We start from the raw sequence: 16,937 nt of genomic DNA, 5'->3' as shown, positions 1-16,937 counted from the left end.
AATTATTATTTATAAAAATATTCTTCATAATCATTTATATATTCATCTTCTTCTTCGTTGTTTTTATTTTTTTCGATATCATCAATTTCTACTTCTTCTTTTTCGTCATTTATATCTAAACTATCTAAAGGTATATCGTTTAATTTTTCTTCTTCGTTTTCGTTATTTTCTTCATTTGATTTTGGTTTTAAATCAAATTCATTAAAATCTAAAATTTCTTTTTCTAAATTTTTTGGAATTTCTATTTTTTGTTCATTTGGGTTGACAAAAACATCTTTATCCCAAAAATGCAAATTATTCGCTTTAATATTCCATAGATCATCTCCACAAAAAACAAAACAACCACTAGAAACAATGTCTAAATATAATTGAACGCAAATGTCTTTATTATTTATATCTAGTTTTTTAATTTTGAAAACTTCTTCTATTATTTGTTGGATATGCATGGGTTCTTTGTTTTGAGATAAAATTTGATAAGAAATATCAATCATAGGACTTGATGAATCAATTTTTTTATTATTTTTTGCCAAAATTAATAACCTCTTTTAAAAATTATTTTTTTATTTATTTTATAAAAATTAAAAATCATAATCTTTCGCAGCTTTTATAAGTAAATCTTGAGAAGCTTTTTCTACTTGCTTTAAAACATCATTGAAAGATAATAAAATACTTTCTTGAATTAAATCTAAATTATTAATTAAATCTGAATTATTGATAGAAACATCAATTACTTGTTTTGTTCCTTGCATAATGATAACGATATCGCCTACTTTTGAAGTAAATTCTCTTAATTCTAATTTTTTTTGTTCTTTATCTATGTTTTCTTGAATTTTTTTTAATTTATCAAACATTTTCATATATAAAATCCTATTCATGAATAATTTTTACTTTTTCACTAGTAAATAATTCTTTAGCTTTTTCTATAAAAATTCCTTCGTTTAATTTTAATGTTGAATTTTTTTCATAAAAATCGGTTTCAAAAGAATTTAAGTTTAAATCTTCCTTATTTTTAGTTTCTAAAAATTTTAAATAAACAGGTTTTATTATTTTTTCCCAATCTTTATTTAAAATAACAAAATATTTATTGATTAATTTTCTTTTAGCATTTAAAATTTGTTCAATTTGTATTCTACTATCGTTTTTTAATAATATTTTATAATCTTCTTCGTTTTCACATGATAAAAGAAACTCTTTATTAAAATTTATTAATAATGCTTTCGATTGGTATAATAATCTAGCAATACCAGCTAATTTAGGAATAGGATAATTTTCTAATTTTTTCCATCCTTTACAAATTAAATTTATTTCTTCATTATTAGGCGAAATCAAAATATTAATAATATCATTTAAAAAAGCTTGTTTAAATGTTTTTTCTTTTTTTTCTATATTATTATAATTATAATTATTTTTCGGAAATAATTCTTTTTTAAAATTTGTATCTTTTGTTTTTATTAACGAATTATTATTAATTTTGTTCAAATTTTCTATTTTAGGAACATTTATTTGTGTTGTTAATAAATCATGAATTTGAATGAAACAAATAATTAATAAATATTTTTTATGTTCGGATGATTTTAAATTATTTTGTGATTCTGATAATTTTTGGAAAAATTTTTCTTTGGTTTGAAAATTCAATTTTTTTAAAAAATGAAAATTTTCTTCAGGATTTTCATAACAATTAATTATTTTTTTGAAAGCAAAATTAATAAAATCATTTAAAAAAAGAACATAATTTATGTTAGATTCTAAAATTTCTTGTAAAAAAGAAATAAGAATTTTTACATCATTTTGGAATAAAAGATGAAATAATTTTGCGATTTTTTTTTCAGAAATTATGCTTAATATTTCTACAATATCTTTTTCTTCGATAATATCATTTTTATAAGAACGAACTTGATCTAATAAATTAATAGAATCTCTTAAACTACCATTAGAATAAAAAGAGATTTTTTGTAAAGCTTCTTCCGATATATTTATATTTTCTATAGAAACTATTAATTTTAATCTATTTTGTATATCTTCGTAAGAAATATTATTTAAACGAAAATGTTGAGCGCGAGATAAAATATTTTTAGGAATTTTATTAAATTCACTAGTAATTAAAATAAAAACTACTACATTAGAAGATGGTTCTTCTAATATTTGCAATAAAGCGTTAAAAGCGTTAGAAGATAATACATGAATTTCATCAATAATATAAATTTTATATTTTAATAAATTAGATTTATAATGTAGTTGTTTTTTTAATTCTCTAATATCATCTACACCGCTATAAGAAGCGCCGTCAATTTCGACAACATCTAAAGTAGCTTGTTGATCAATGGCGGCGCATGATTTACAAACATCTTTATTATTATTTGCGCAACAATCTTCTTTTGCAAGGAAACAAGAACAATTAATAGCTTTAGAAAAAACTTTAGCTAAAGTAGTTTTTCCGATCCCCTTATCGCCACTAAATAAATAACAATGATGAATTTTTTGATATTTAATAGCATTTTTTAAAACTTGTATAATTATATTTTGTCCGACTATATTTTTCAAATTTTTAGGTCTATGTTTTCGATATAAGGCTTGATAATTCATATCTTTTTTTGCTAAAAAAAATCCTTTTATAATAATTTTAAAAAATATTTTGAACATTTTTAATTTTAATTTATAAAATGTTTTATTTAAAACGCTATATATTAAATTATGACATAATTATATATTAATAATTAAAAAAAATTAAAATTTATAAAAACACTTAATTAATTAATTTTCACCAGCAATAGTTAAATCTCCAGCATAAACACTAGGACTTCCGAAACCTGAAACTTGAAATACTAAATCGTTAGCTATTTCTTTTAAATTTAATAAAATATCAAAAAAATTACCAGAAACAATAATCATTTTAACAGGTTTAGTGATTTTACCTTTTTCTATTTTAAAACCAGCCGCTTGGAGACTAAAATCTCCGCTTATATCATTAATTCCTGCATGAAAACCAATGATATAATCGATATAAACACCTTCGTCGATAGAAGAAATCATTTCTTCGAAAGTTTTGGTTCCTTTTTCTAAATACATATTAGTCATTGAAATAGAATTATCAAAACCGTTACCAGTAGGTTTAACATCAAAAATAAGTGATGTTTTTAAATTATGAATAAATTGTTGAAAAACACCTTTATCAATAATTTTTTTGGTATAACAAGCCACTCCTTCATCATCAAATTTATATTGACAAAGCGCTTCTTTACATAAAGGATCGTCAATCAAAGTAACTTTTGGAGAAGCTATTGTAGTGCCTTGTTTATCTTTTAATTTAGTTAAATTACGATAAGCGTTCATACCGTTAAAAATAGAACTAAAATTTTTTAAAAAATTAGCAAAAATTTTATTTGAAAAAACAACTGGATAAGTTTTAGATTTTAAAGATTGAGATGTTAATTTCGATTCTCCTAAAGATATTATTTTTTCAGCGTATTTTTGAATATCAAATTTGTCAAATTCTTTAACTACAAAATATTCATAAATTTCTTCTATATCTTCATTTTTTTGAAAAACACAAGAAACAGAAATAGTTAAAAAACTTAATTTTTCTTCTAAATTTAACCCTTTAGAATTAACTATTTTATTTTCTAAGTAAGTTTCGTCATAAGAAATAGTATCGATTTTTTTTAATAAAACACTTTTTAATAATTCTTTTTCTAATTGAAATAATAAATCATATTTTTTTTGAATATTAATTTGTGAAAAATCAAAATTAGAATTATTAACCATAGGATAAGAAGGAGAACCTTCAAAAATAATATCTTTTTCTTTAATATTTAAAACTGAAATTTGATTTCTAAGATTTTCTAAAATATCTTCCATTTTAGTTTCATCTATTTTTTCTAAATACATAGAAGACTTTTTGTTTTGGAATAAACCTTTAATAGTTGTTCCTAAAACATCATTTTGAACATGTTCGTGAATTTTACCATCTTCTAAATTTACAGTTATGCTTTTTTTTCTATCAGTTAAAATTTCTAAAGCTTCAAAATTTTGAGATAAAGCTGTATTAAACCATTTTTTATAATTTATATTATTATTGTTAATCATTTTTTTTGACTTCCTCCGACAATCATATCTTGAACTCTAATAGTCGGTTGACCTAAATCTACAGGTACATATCCAGAAACAGAACCACAATATCCTTGATCCAAATCTAAATCATTAGCGACACGGTCAATTTTTAATAAAACATCTTGTCCTTTTCCTATTAATATCATTCCTTTAACAAACTTAGTTAATTTTCCGTCTTCGATTAAATATCCAGATTTAACCATGAAATTAAATTCTCCTGTAGTAGTCATAACTGTTCCGCCACCAAAACTTTCAGCATATAAACCTTTTTTAGTATCTTTAATAATTTGTTCTGGTGTATCTTTGCCAGCAGCAATGTAAGTAGAATTCATTCGAGAAGTAGGTGAATATTTATAAGATTGTCTTCTGGATGAACCAGTAGCTTTCATTTTCATTTTTAAGCTATTACGATAATCTATTAAATAATTTCTTAATATTCCGTTTTCAATTAAAATATTTTTTTGTGTTGGGTGGCCTTCATCGTCAAAATTTAATTTTCCCCAAGAATTTTGAATAGTACCATCATCATAAGCAGTTACAACATCTGAAGCTATTTTTTTATTTATTTTATCACAGAAAGGGGATAATCCTCTAGCGATAGCAGTCGCTTCTAAAGAGTGACCGCAAGCTTCATGAAAAATAACTCCTCCTGAACCACCTTTAATAACTAAAGTCATAGTTTGAGGTTTAATTGTTTCGGCCGTTAATAACATAATTGCCTTTTTAGCTGTTTTTGTAGCTGTATTTTCAAAATCTATAAGATCGAAAATTTCTAAACCCATAGAACGTCCATGATGTTCATTAAATTCTTCCATATTTTTTTCATCTTTAGCAACAGCTGTCATAGAACACATAATATAAGGTCGAAAATCTTTTTGATAAACACCTTTAGAATTAGTAACTAAAATATTTTGTTCTTTTTCTTCAAAATTAACTATACTTTGAATAATTTTAGAATCATATTCTTTCATAATTCTGGATAATTTCATCATTTTATTAATTTTATCAGAAATAGTCCAATTATTAAAATTAATTTTTATATTATTGTTTATGTTTTTAGATTCTCCAAGCGGAATTATTTTTGTAATTACTTCGCCATTATTAACATTTTTTTGTTCTTCTATTAAAGAAACTATATATTTATATTCTATTTTATTAGTATAAATATAAATTTCATCCATTTTGTTTAATAAACGTATACCTAATCCAAAAATATAGTTTGTACGGTAACTCACCACTTCTTTATCTATAATTATTAAGGAATTCGAGATATTATCTTCAAAAAATAATTCAATAAAATCAAAACCTTTATTCAATCCTATTTGTAAAATCTCTTGAATTTCATTTTTTGATAACATAAAAATAATTTCCTTTAATTTTTATAATTTTATTTATTTTTTTATAAATAAATAATATTTTTATTTTATTTAATCTTAAAAATTAATTTAATTATTTTAAATAAATTGGTATTTTTTATTTCATTTGAATTTGCAAAATTTTATTATTATAAGAAACATTATTTTGAGATTGAACTTGTTTAGCTAAATTCATAGGAATTTCGAAAACAGTCTTATTATGAAAATGTTTTATATTTCCAATATTTTTGCTATAAATATTAAATTTATCTTTTAATAATTTTAAAAGCAATGAAGGATTGATACCGTCATTTTTTCCTAAATTAATAATTAACTCTGTCATTGGTTTTTTATTAAATTTATTGTAACTGTTGTTGTAATTATTATTTGTTTTATTAAAGTCATTTGAAAAATTATTTGATTTAGAATAAGAATTTTTAAAATCATTTCCTTTCCAAATTTTTGGTTCTGATATATGTTCGTAATTTTTATTTTTTGGAGCTAAATGTTGTAAAAGAGCAGAAATAATTTCTTTAGGTTCTTTGTCTTTTAATAAAGTATCAATAAAAGGATTTTCTTTTGTTTCTGTTTTTTGATTTTCTTGTATTAAATGTAAAATTTGTTCTTCGAAAAATTTATTTTGTTCTTGTTGAATCGCTTCTACCGTCGGAACATTTAAATAAGTTATTGTTTCTTTTAAATAATTCATTAGTTTCTTGAATTGAAAAACTTTTCTTAAACCGACAAAAGTATAAGCTGAACCTGTTTTTCCAGCTCTTCCTGTTCTACCGATTCTGTGAACATAAACTTCTTCTTCGTGAGGCAAATCATAATTAATAACCATTTTAATATCAGAAATATCTATACCTCTAGCAGCAACATCGGTAGCAACTAAAATTTTAATATTTTTTTTTCTAAAGTTATTCATGACATATTGTCTTTGGTTTTGTTTTAAATCACCATGAATAGCATCTACTAAAAAATCTTTATCTTGTAAATAATTTAAAATCGTATCTACATCTCTTTTAGTATTAGCGAAAATAATTACTGAATCAGGATTTTTTTGATCTAAAAGCCTTACTAAAAGTTTATTTTTATCAAATTCTTTTATAACAAAATAAAATTGTTCAATTGATTTGACAACAATTTGATCTTGTTTAGCTTTTAAAATTTTAGGATTTTTTTGATATTTAAAAGCTATTTCACGAATAGCATCAGGCATTGTAGCCGAAAATAAAATAGTTTGTTTTTCTGCTGGAATCTTAGATAAAATAGTTTCGACAGCTTGTTGAAAACCCATTTTTAACATTTCATCAGCTTCATCTAAAGTTAAGATTTTTACTGATGATAATTCTACTTTTTTTCTTTCTAATAGATCTATTATTCTTCCAGGAGTAGCAATAATAATTTGTGGTTTTTTGTCTAACTCTTGAAATTGTTTTATATAACTTTCTCCACCATAAACAACAATCGTTTTCATTTCAGAATAAAATTTTAATAATTTTTGAATTTCTAAAAATACTTGTAATGCTAATTCTCTTGTAGGACATAATATTAAAGATTGAACTTTTTTTACTTTAGGGTCAATCTTTTCAATAATAGGAATAGCAAAAGAAAAGGTTTTACCTGTTCCTGTTTGTGATTGAGCTATTATATCGTGCCCTTCTATAATTTCTGGAATAACTAAAGCTTGAATTGGTGTAGGAGTCGCAAAATTTAACTCTTCTAAAGCGTCTTGGATTTGTTTTAATAAATTTAAATCTTTGAATAAAATACTCATTTCATTTTTCCCTTGCTAATTATTAAAAATAAAAATATTTATTTTCATTAAAAATATTTAGTAATTCATTTGTAATAAAAAAATTATTTTGAAATTTTTTATTCTTTTTATTACTGAAAAGAATAAAAAAATAAAATAAAATTTTATTAATATTAAATTTTATTATCTAAAATTGCATTTCTGAAAATAATATAAATAAATTTTTTTAGGAAAAATAATATATTTTATTTTAATTTAAAATAAATTTATTCTATATCAACCAATAACAAACTCTACATCGCTATAATCCAAAAATATTAATTTCAGGCAACAAAAAATAATAAATTTACAATTTCTATATTTCTAAGTTAATTAAATATCTTTCATAATATTATACATTATTTTTTAACAAAACCAAAATATATAATATTAATTGTTGAATCCAATTTTAAAATTCGAATAATAATTTAAAATATATGGATAAATATTGATTTTAAATTCATTTATTTTTTTATTTCATTTACGAAATAAAAAAACATAGTTGATCATAAACTAAGTTTTATAATAATTTTAAAATGTCCTACTTCATTAAAATAGAATTAGTTAAAAAGTTATATTTAAATCAAACTATTTATCCAAAAAATAGTTTGATTTATTTTTTGTAATTAATAAAAAATAGAATGATATAAATTATATTTTTTTATAAATGAATTAATTTGATCCGATAATAAAAAAAGATCTTTTTTGATTTTGAGTTTTTTATAAAAATGAATTAATATAATAATATAGAAAATTATTAGTTTAGCGCTTAGTATTGTTATGTTTGGTTTTGTTGTTTTAGGCGAAAATAAAAAATTTAAATAATCTTGTTTAGCTAAATACCACATAAAAGATATAGCAATAGCGGTAACAGGAAGCACTCAATATGTCAAAAAATTTCCAAAGCCTCTATTTTTTTCTTGCCATTTTTTATATTCTTTCAAAAATTTAATAAAATAATTTTTTTAATATTAAATAATAAAAAAGTAATTTTGCCCTATTATCACCTATTATTTTTAAAATGTTGATTTTTTTGAAACAAATAATATAATTTATAAAAAAATAGAATGTTTTAAAAAATTGTAAATGTTTTTTTGATTCATTTTTAATAACTAATTCTTGTTTTTATTTTATATATTAATTTCAAAAATTTTCTACTTTCTTTTTTTATTTAAATAAATTAAGAACAATAAAATTGTTATTAATTTAATAGTTTAACGAAATGGTATAGTTGAGTATTTTCTTTTTTTACTAAAAACAAAAAAAGACTAGTTTTTTAACTAGTCTGTTTGGTATTAAAAATGAATTTATTTATAAAAATTTATAACAGTACGACTTATAATATAAAAAACTAAAATTTTTAACATTTATTATTTTTATTTTTTTTAATATTTCGCTTTAACTTATACAATAAACCATAAAAATAGAATTGTAATAAATATAAGTATAAAACAACGTATTATATAATTTAATTTTGTTTGTTTTGTTTGTTTTTCGTAATAAAAAACACTGATAATGAAATAATTATGTGAGTTTATAGTTTTATTAAAATCTTTTTCTAAAAATGATAAAATTCTTAGCCATTTAAAAAATTTAACATAAAAACACCATAAATCGCTAAAAAACTCTAACATAACATATATTGCTAATAATAAAACAAGAACAACAAGTAAAATTAATAATTTATCAGAAATTTTATAATAATTAATTTTATAAAAAATATTAATCATAAATAAAATAATGACAAGTGATAACAAAGATGAAATACAAATCATGAATTTACGTAAAAAATAATTTTTGTTTAAAGGAAATTCTTTGTCATATATATCATATTTTGAGTATAAGGGTTTTCGTCCACCACCGGGAAAAGTCTCTCCAAAAGCAATATTGTCTAATGTTTTAGCTTTGTTAGGATCTTTATAAATAATTGTTTTTCCTTTCATAATTTTAAAACAAATATAAGACAATAATCCGATTGCCATTAATCCTGATAAAAACTTTGAAATATTGACTATCACACTTATAAAAGTGAATTTATTTTCTATTTTATGATCAAAGGCACCAATAATGAAAATAAAAGTCAAAATCAAAAAAACAATAATATCTTTGATTAATTTTTTTTTATTTATTTTTCTCATCTTTTATTTCAAAAAAACTTTCTTACCACCATTTTAATTTACATAAAGTATCACCGATGCCATAACCTATATCTTTAATTGTATTTACAGTCGCCTTTGGCAACCCCTTCTACAGCTCCAGTCGCTCCCTTGGCTAGATTTTCTGCTAAATCTAAGGGATTTTCTACTTCTTTATAATCTTGATTTTTGTCACCTTTTATAATACCTTCCAAAAAATTTGCTGGATAACTTTTAGCTTTTCCTACGGTTTTCCAACCCTCTAAACCTCCTTTGGCTAAATTATTCACTCCCGGAATATCATCAACTACGTCAGTACAACCCATTATAAAATTTTCTAATTTACTAATAATCGTACTAGCTACTTCTAAAGCGTCAGGATTTTGTTCTAAAATGTCACCTACACGATCCGTTAATTTTTCACTAGTTAATTCTGAAAAACCAGTAATTATAAAATTACCAACGCTCAAATCCTTAATAGCTTTACTAGATACTTTTTTTGCTATTTTTTTCATAATGTTTTTGGTAGTAATTTTTTTTAATCCTGGTATTTTCCATATTAAATAAATTCCTAAATTTTCATTATTTTTAGCGTGTTCTGCTTTCAAAATATCATTATGTTGTAAAAGATCAACTTCTGGTGTTTTCCAAAAACAATACATATGAGGAGAACCGTTACCTAACCATCTCAGATCGATAAAATCATAATTCTCATTTCTGCCATTACGAGAACCACCATCAAAATAAACAGCTAATAAATCATTATCATTATCTTTAATATACCAATGAATACTGCCATTTCTTTCTTTATTATAAGAAGGAGTGTTAGAAACATTATTATCAAAAGAAGAATTAAAATGATTTTTAATATAATTCGAAACATTATCATTATTAGCTTTTTTATCTAAAAGAACATGAACAATCTCAGTTCCCCTAATCGTTCTTTCGTAAATTTCATTGTCTTCATAAGCCAACACTTGATTAGATATCATAAATAAGATAAAAGGAAATAAACAAAATAATAATTTAACTTTTAAATTTGGAATAACATTTAAAGACATAAAAACCTCCATATTTTAAAATTAATAAAAAATTTTTTATGATAAATAAATACCTATATAAAAACAGGTTTTTTAATCTAAATATATATTTTTTTCATTAAATAAATATTTTGCTAATATATATGATTATTGTTTATTATTATATTATTAATTCAATAAAATGTCAAGTTTTTGAAACAAATAATATAATTTATAAAACAATAGAATGTTTTAAAAAAATGTAAATGTTTTTTTAATTCATTTTTAATAACTAATTCTTGTTTTTGATTTTGTTTTTATTTTGTATTTTCATTTCTTAATTAATTAAAATTTAATTGATAAATAATTAATTCTTTCTCTTGTTATATTTCCGATTTGATAATTTGTTATATAATCATTGTCGCATCGAAACCTAAACTAAATGTTTAGTAACTCTTTTTTTAAATGTTTTTTTAATTATTATGTTATTGTTAATTAAAAAATAATTCTTTATTTTTTTTAAAATTGAGTCTTTATCGCTCTTATTGATAAGAGTAATATAATTAACGCCATCTTATCGATTAATTCGTTTTTAAGTCTTAAATTTCATCTCTTTTTTTAAAATTTCTTTCTTTATTTACTTTTTGATAAACAATAACTAATTGAAAAATGGAGTTAAATTTAAGTAATAAAAAATAACTTAGTGTATAATTTAAATTTAATTGTTGTTGATGGAGCGAGATACAGCGAAGATTAAAAAATAAATTAAAATAACATGATTCAATTTCCGCTACATGTTGTCTAAAATTCTTCATTTTTAAAACCTCTTTTTACTAAAAACAAAAAAAAGACTAGTTTGTTTAACTAGTCTTTTCAGTATTAAAAATGAATTTATTTATAAAATTTTATAACAGTAAACAGTACGTGTGCGTCCTACAGTTAAAATTAAATATTAACTTTTAGAAATATTTTGCTTAAAAGAATAATTTTCAGAATAAAGATCGTAAGTTTTAATAACTCTTTTTTTTATAATAAAAAATACAATAAAATTAGTAATATTGGATGTCAAAACAGGAATTAAATTTAATACCCAAATAGTCATAAATTGCATTTTAGGAGTATCTTGAAGCCAATTTAATAATTTTGTGTAATTGTTTTTTTGTAATGTTTTTATAATGTCGTTGTACCAATATAAGTATCCACTTAATCCTCTTGATATACTTTGTACTAAAACAATCAAAATAAAACACATTATTATTTTTTTAAAATTATTTTTGCGAAGATCCATAAAAATAGCAATAAAAATATAAGCTAAAACAGGAATAAAGTTACCATAAAAAACTAAAAAAGCAGTTGTCTTTGTAGCTCCTCCGCTTTTATCTAACATATATGGTATACTCATTGCATATTTAGGCCACGAATATAAACTAATGTCTAATATCATATATACAAAAAGAAAAAACAAAGTATCTTTTAATGAAAAAAATAAACATAGAAAAATTAAAGGAAGATGCCAAAAATTCCAATAATTAGAATAAATAATAGGCATCTTAAATTTTTTATCTAAATAAACGGAATTGATTTGAAATAATACTAATGAAACCGAAATTACAAGAGAAGCTAAAAGTATTTTTGTTAATTGAATATTTTTTATATTTTTTTTCATAATAAAATTATCTCATATCTTTATAATATATAAATAATATTTTAATAATAAAACAAAGAATTATTTATTATTAAATATAAATCGAGATTAATTAAATACAACTCTGATTTTTTTACTAAATTAAATTTAAATTTAATCCTAATTGAATATTAGCAAATATTATAACAAATTATTTATTTTAAGTATATTTCTTATAATTTATTAATATTTCGTTAATAATTATTTAATATTTTAATAAAAAAATTATTTTTTAATTTTATAGTAATATATTAGATAGAATTTTGTTGTTTATAAATATTTTTGTGTTATAAAATAAAAATATTACATTTCCTTTAAATAAGAGTTAAATTTATTTTGTTTTATCATTTCAATTTCTTTTTGATAAGGAGGCATATTATTGATAAAAGGAGTTTCTAATATTTTAGGTAAATGCGCAAAAGGATAATAATAAATAATTTTGATAAGAGCGCCAAAACCTATTTTTCCGTAACCTATATTTTCATGTCTATCTTTTCTACTGCCTAAATTATTTTTAGAATCATTAATATGAAGAACAGTTAAATATTTTAATCCGATAATGTTATCAAATTCTTCTATTACTTTTTGAAAATTATTTTTAATGTCATAACCTGCGTCAAAAACATGACAAGTATCAAAGCAAACACCTATTCTATCTTTGTTATCGATTAAATCAATAATTTCTTTTAATTCCCGAAAACAAGAACCTATTTCTGTTCCTTTCCCAGCCATAGTTTCTAAAATGATTTTAATTTGTAAAGAATTTGTATTTCTTAAAATTTGATTAATTCCTATAGCGATTAATTTAATTGCTTCTTTTTTAGTTTGTTCAAGATGATTTCCTGGATGCAAAACCATTTGTGGAATTTGTAATTGAGAAAATCTTTTTAATTCTTCTGTTAAAAAAGAGATAGCAAAATTTCTTTTTTCTAAAGAAGGATTAGCTAAATTAATAATATAAGGAGCGTGTCCTACTAAATCATTTAATTCAAAATTTTTTATTTTCATTTCTTTTAATGCTTCTTGTATGTAAGTTTGAGATATATTTGTTCTTTGAGTATTTTGAGGTGCTCCAGTGTAAATCATAAAAGTATTAGAACCAAACGATAAAGCTTGTTTAAAAGAATCTAAGTAAAAAAAAGGTTTTTTAAATGATACATGGCTACCTATTTTAATCATTTTTTTCTTGAAAAAATAACTTTCTTTTTATTAATTGTAGAATTTGTTTTTGTTTTCGAAATAAACTTTTTCTTTTTCGAAAAAGAAAAAGTTTTCTTATTAATATTATTTTTCTTATTATTAATATTTTGTGAATTTGTTGTTTTTATTTCACTAAAACCATTAGCAGTTAAAGCTATTTTTTTAAAAACAATATTATAATTTTTTTTGAATTGTTGTTAAAGAAGCTTGTTCTTTATCATCGTAAAAAAGAACTACTTTACCTTCTTTTCCCATTCTTCCTGTTCTTCCGCTACGATGTTGAAAAAATTCTAAATTTTTTGAAGGCAAATTATAGTGAATAACCCATTCAATATCTAAGTCTAGGCCTCTAGCGCATAAATCACTAGTCAAAATATATTGGTATTTGTTTTTTTTAATTTCTGTCATTAAATATTTTCTTTTTTTAACATTTAAATCAGAGGAGAAATTTAAAATATTAAAATTAGAACTCTTTAAATATTCATATATTTTGGATTGTTCTTCTTTTTTAGAAACAAAAATTAAAGCTGAATAAGGATTTAAATTTTTCATGAAATGAATTAAATCGTTCAAACGTTTATCAGGAGAACTTTGTAAAAGATAATATGTTAAATTTAATTTTTGTTGAGAATGAACATCTAAAAATAATGATTTTCCGAAATATTTTTGTATAAAAGGATTCATATTATTCGTGATGGAAGCAGAAAATAATAAAATTTTAGGTTTCCATTTCGCTAATAAAACATCTAATAAAGATAATGAATTTTGTTCAAATAAAGTATCTGCTTCGTCTATAACTAAAAAAGAAGATTTAAAAATATTAAGTTTTTTAAAAACAGTAGTATATTCCATTAATTTATTTAAAGTAGTTATAATCAAAGGAGGTTGTTTTTTTTCTAAACTTGTTAAAATTTTTTGTTTATCCATACCTCCGTAAAAAATTTTTACTTGAGAAGTTCTTTGTTCTATTTCTTTGATCATTTTAAATACTTGAAAAATTAATTCATTAGTCGGTACAATAATAACCGCTTGAATAATATTTTTATTCCAATCAATTTGACTTAGAATCGGCAATAAATAAGCATGAGTTTTTCCTGTCCCTGTAGGAGCACTTCCTACTAAATGAAAAGGTTTCGAAAAATTTTCGAATACTTCTTTTTGAATAGGTGTTACTTTTTCAAAATTTAATTGTTTTAATTTTTGTTTAATATAATTTTCCATTCTCATGTCCTTATTATAAAATGAAATAATTGAAAATATTATTTTTTAAATATTTTTTATATATAATTAATATATAATTCAATATTTTTTTGATTCTTTACTAAAGAATTAATATAAAAATTTTTTTTAAAAAGAGGTTTAGTAGTGAAAAAAAAAATAAATTCTAAAAAAGATAAAAAATCAAACAAAGAACAAATTAAACATCCGTTTATAAAACAACAAAATATGTCTTGGAAATCAAGGATTTTCTTTTTCTGTTTAATTTTAATTTTAGCCTTGCCATCTATAATTATATTTGTAATCGAAATATGGAAATATATCAAAAAACATTGAAATATATAATAATTATATAAAAAAAATAATTAAAACGAGCTTTTAAAAAGAGCTCGTTTTTTTACATCTATTAATTCATCTTGAAATGAAAAAATTATTTTTTCGAAGATGAATTATTTTCAATAGCTTTTTTCAAATATTTTTCGACTTGACTCCAATTGATAACATTATAAAAAGCTTCTATATAATCTGGACGGCGGTTTTGATAATTTAAATAATAAGAATGTTCCCATAGATCTAAACCTAAGAGAGGATGTCCTATATCTAAAACTGTATTTTGATTAGGAGTATTGACGATTTTTAAATTATTTTGAAAATCATAAATTAACCATGTCCAACCACTTCCAAAAAGACTTTTTGCGCTTTCTGCAAAACGATCTTTGAAAGTTTCCAAATCGCCAAAATATTTTTGAATTAAATGATTTATTTTAAAAGAAGGATTACATATCTCATTTAATTTTAAAATAGTCCAAAAAAAAGAATGATTAAAATGTCCTCCTCCGTTATTTAGAACAGTTTGTTGGATATCTACTGGTAAAGAAGATAAATTTTTTAATAAAAATTCTAAATCTTTATTATTTATTTGGTGTTTTTGTAAAGCTGCATTAAGATTATTAATATAAGTTTGGTGATGTTTAGTGTGATGAATTCCCATTGTTTTTGCATCTATAAAAGGTTCCAAAGAATCATATGCATATTTTAATTGTGGCAATTCAAATAAATTGTCTTTCATTAGTTTAAGAACATTTCCTTTCGTAATATAAATTTAATTTATTTTAATAAAAAATAATTAAATCTAATTTTTAATTGTAACATTTTTATTATATAAGAAATAATATATAAAAGAATAATTGTATTATTAAAAAATTTCGGAAATAAATAAATAATTAAAAAAATTTATAAATTTACAGAAATTTGTAAAATTTCTTTATCTGTTAAAATTTGTGTATATGGGATATCTGAAAAAATTATATTTTTCCAATTATTTATTTCTTGATCTAATAAAAATACAATAGCATTAAAAAAACAATATCCATCTCCTAATGTATCTTCGAAATCATTTATAAAAAAATGATTTTTATCATTTTTAAGTTCTAATATGAAAGTTTGTGTTTCAGAATTAGATTTATTTATAGAATTATAAGCTAGATAATCATTAATAAATAAGTTTATTTTTTTATTCAATTTTTCTCCTAAAAAATTAATAGTTCCAAATATTAAAGGAGAGGATGCTGTCCCTAAATTACCATTTAAAATTTTTTCTATAAATATTTCTTTATCGCCTATCCATAACGTTTTATATTCGTATATATTATTTTGTAAACCTATAATAAATCGGTTTAATCCTAAATAAGCTAAAGCTTTTGAATAATTATTGTCAAATTTGGATAATAATTTTTTCGGAGTTTTAAAAAAATTTTTTTGTTCATAAATAATGGTTTCTTTTTTGTTTTGTTTTTCTTTTTGTATCGCAAAAATAAAAAAAATAATCAAAATAAGAATAATACTGGGAATAATTAAAAATAAAAAAATATTTTTTATTTTCAATATTAAAACCTCTTTCGTTATTTTCGATTTATTTCGAAAATTATGTTCAAAAATAGAACAAATATATTTTATAGATGTTTTTTTATTTATAACTATATATATATATATATATATATATATATATATTATTAACTATTTATACTAAATTTAGTATTTAAAATTTTAGAAAATTATTTTTATTTTATTTTTGATATTTTATTTTTGAAACATAAAGTAAATAATTTGAATATTTCAAATTTAGTAATTTTAAAAAAAGTATTAAATCATTAAAGCAATAAAGAACAGTGAAGAGCAGTAAAAAGCAGGAATGGTAAATTTTTGTAAATATAATTTGACAATATATTTAAAAATATATTATAATTAAAGTGTAGTTATAAAATCGAGATTTTACAATTTTAATTTTTAAATTTTTCTAAATATATTAAACTATTTTATAAATTTATTTTTTTCAAATATTTAATGTTTGGGAAATCCATTTTCATTAGTTTTTGATTCTATCTTTTTTTTTAATATATAATTTTTGAATTGATTTATTTT

14 protein-coding genes are annotated in these 16,937 nt (G+C 21.1%); all 14 read right to left on the bottom strand.

Annotated features, from left to right (window positions below; all coding sequences use genetic code 11):
* Positions 1–5: 5 nt before the first annotated feature.
* Entirely contained in the window at positions 6–530 is a 525-nt protein-coding gene (gene rpoE, locus JNO41_RS02955) for a DNA-directed RNA polymerase subunit delta (RefSeq protein ID WP_121463761.1), read from the bottom strand.
* Between the two features lie 48 nt (positions 531–578).
* Positions 579–857 (bottom strand): YbaB/EbfC family nucleoid-associated protein, encoded by a 279-nt coding sequence (locus tag JNO41_RS02950; RefSeq protein ID WP_238055045.1) that lies wholly within the window; start codon positions 855–857, stop codon positions 579–581.
* 10 nt (positions 858–867) lie between these two features.
* Entirely contained in the window at positions 868–2,583 is a 1,716-nt protein-coding gene (gene dnaX / locus JNO41_RS02945) for a DNA polymerase III subunit gamma/tau (protein ID WP_161554965.1), read from the bottom strand.
* Positions 2,584–2,751: 168 nt separating this feature from the next.
* Complete coding sequence (locus tag JNO41_RS02940; RefSeq protein WP_121463758.1) at positions 2,752–4,083, bottom strand: TldD/PmbA family protein; 1,332 nt, start codon at positions 4,081–4,083, stop codon at positions 2,752–2,754.
* Positions 4,080–5,465, bottom strand: coding sequence for a TldD/PmbA family protein (locus JNO41_RS02935; RefSeq protein ID WP_121463757.1), 1,386 nt, complete (start codon positions 5,463–5,465; stop codon positions 4,080–4,082). Before JNO41_RS02935 ends, JNO41_RS02940 begins: the two co-directional genes overlap by 4 nt.
* A gap of 115 nt (positions 5,466–5,580) precedes the next feature.
* Entirely contained in the window at positions 5,581–7,242 is a 1,662-nt protein-coding gene (locus JNO41_RS02930) for a DEAD/DEAH box helicase (protein WP_121463756.1), read from the bottom strand.
* Positions 7,243–8,663: 1,421 nt separating this feature from the next.
* Positions 8,664–9,398, bottom strand: coding sequence for a hypothetical protein (locus JNO41_RS02925; RefSeq protein WP_201736599.1), 735 nt, complete (start codon positions 9,396–9,398; stop codon positions 8,664–8,666).
* A 74-nt stretch (positions 9,399–9,472) separates the two neighbouring features.
* Positions 9,473–10,456, bottom strand: a complete 984-nt coding sequence (locus JNO41_RS02920) for a hypothetical protein (protein WP_201736621.1) — start codon at positions 10,454–10,456, stop codon at positions 9,473–9,475.
* A 557-nt stretch (positions 10,457–11,013) separates the two neighbouring features.
* Positions 11,014–11,229, bottom strand: coding sequence for a hypothetical protein (locus JNO41_RS02915; protein ID WP_121463754.1), 216 nt, complete (start codon positions 11,227–11,229; stop codon positions 11,014–11,016).
* A 137-nt stretch (positions 11,230–11,366) separates the two neighbouring features.
* Positions 11,367–12,080 carry a hypothetical protein gene (locus tag JNO41_RS02910; RefSeq protein ID WP_121463753.1) on the bottom strand — a complete coding sequence of 238 codons (714 nt, stop codon included), beginning with the start codon at positions 12,078–12,080 and terminating at the stop codon, positions 11,367–11,369.
* 321 nt (positions 12,081–12,401) lie between these two features.
* Positions 12,402–13,277 carry a deoxyribonuclease IV gene (locus JNO41_RS02905; RefSeq protein ID WP_121463752.1) on the bottom strand — a complete coding sequence of 292 codons (876 nt, stop codon included), beginning with the start codon at positions 13,275–13,277 and terminating at the stop codon, positions 12,402–12,404.
* Between the two features lie 195 nt (positions 13,278–13,472).
* Complete coding sequence (locus tag JNO41_RS02900) at positions 13,473–14,519, bottom strand: DEAD/DEAH box helicase (RefSeq protein ID WP_432729410.1); 1,047 nt, start codon at positions 14,517–14,519, stop codon at positions 13,473–13,475.
* Between the two features lie 427 nt (positions 14,520–14,946).
* Positions 14,947–15,585, bottom strand: coding sequence for a superoxide dismutase (locus JNO41_RS02895; RefSeq protein ID WP_121463749.1), 639 nt, complete (start codon positions 15,583–15,585; stop codon positions 14,947–14,949).
* A 164-nt stretch (positions 15,586–15,749) separates the two neighbouring features.
* The gene (locus JNO41_RS02890; RefSeq protein WP_121463748.1) at positions 15,750–16,400 is read right to left on the bottom strand and encodes a hypothetical protein; all 651 of its coding nucleotides are present in this window, start codon (positions 16,398–16,400) and stop codon (positions 15,750–15,752) included.
* Positions 16,401–16,937: the final 537 nt, after the last annotated feature.

Origin of the sequence: 'Prunus avium' virescence phytoplasma, assembly GCF_050916135.1 — a bacterium.
GTDB classification, from domain to species: domain Bacteria; phylum Bacillota_I; class Bacilli_A; order Acholeplasmatales; family Acholeplasmataceae; genus Phytoplasma; species Phytoplasma ziziphi.
Note: the sequence above shows the minus strand (reverse complement) of the source record. Positions and strands in the feature narration are given on the sequence as shown.

Coding starts and splice junctions, on each gene's coding strand:
- JNO41_RS02950 (WP_238055045.1), bottom strand. CDS start 857: ATGAAAATGTTTGATAAATTAAAAAAAATTCAAGAAAACATAGATAAA.
- dnaX (WP_161554965.1), bottom strand. CDS start 2,583: ATGAATTATCAAGCCTTATATCGAAAACATAGACCTAAAAATTTGAAA.
- JNO41_RS02940 (WP_121463758.1), bottom strand. CDS start 4,083: ATGATTAACAATAATAATATAAATTATAAAAAATGGTTTAATACAGCT.
- JNO41_RS02935 (WP_121463757.1), bottom strand. CDS start 5,465: ATGTTATCAAAAAATGAAATTCAAGAGATTTTACAAATAGGATTGAAT.
- JNO41_RS02930 (WP_121463756.1), bottom strand. CDS start 7,242: ATGAGTATTTTATTCAAAGATTTAAATTTATTAAAACAAATCCAAGAC.
- JNO41_RS02925 (WP_201736599.1), bottom strand. CDS start 9,398: ATGAGAAAAATAAATAAAAAAAAATTAATCAAAGATATTATTGTTTTT.
- JNO41_RS02920 (WP_201736621.1), bottom strand. CDS start 10,456: ATGTCTTTAAATGTTATTCCAAATTTAAAAGTTAAATTATTATTTTGT.
- JNO41_RS02915 (WP_121463754.1), bottom strand. CDS start 11,229: ATGAAGAATTTTAGACAACATGTAGCGGAAATTGAATCATGTTATTTT.
- JNO41_RS02910 (WP_121463753.1), bottom strand. CDS start 12,080: ATGAAAAAAAATATAAAAAATATTCAATTAACAAAAATACTTTTAGCT.
- JNO41_RS02905 (WP_121463752.1), bottom strand. CDS start 13,277: ATGATTAAAATAGGTAGCCATGTATCATTTAAAAAACCTTTTTTTTAC.
- JNO41_RS02900 (WP_432729410.1), bottom strand. CDS start 14,519: ATGGAAAATTATATTAAACAAAAATTAAAACAATTAAATTTTGAAAAA.
- JNO41_RS02895 (WP_121463749.1), bottom strand. CDS start 15,585: ATGAAAGACAATTTATTTGAATTGCCACAATTAAAATATGCATATGAT.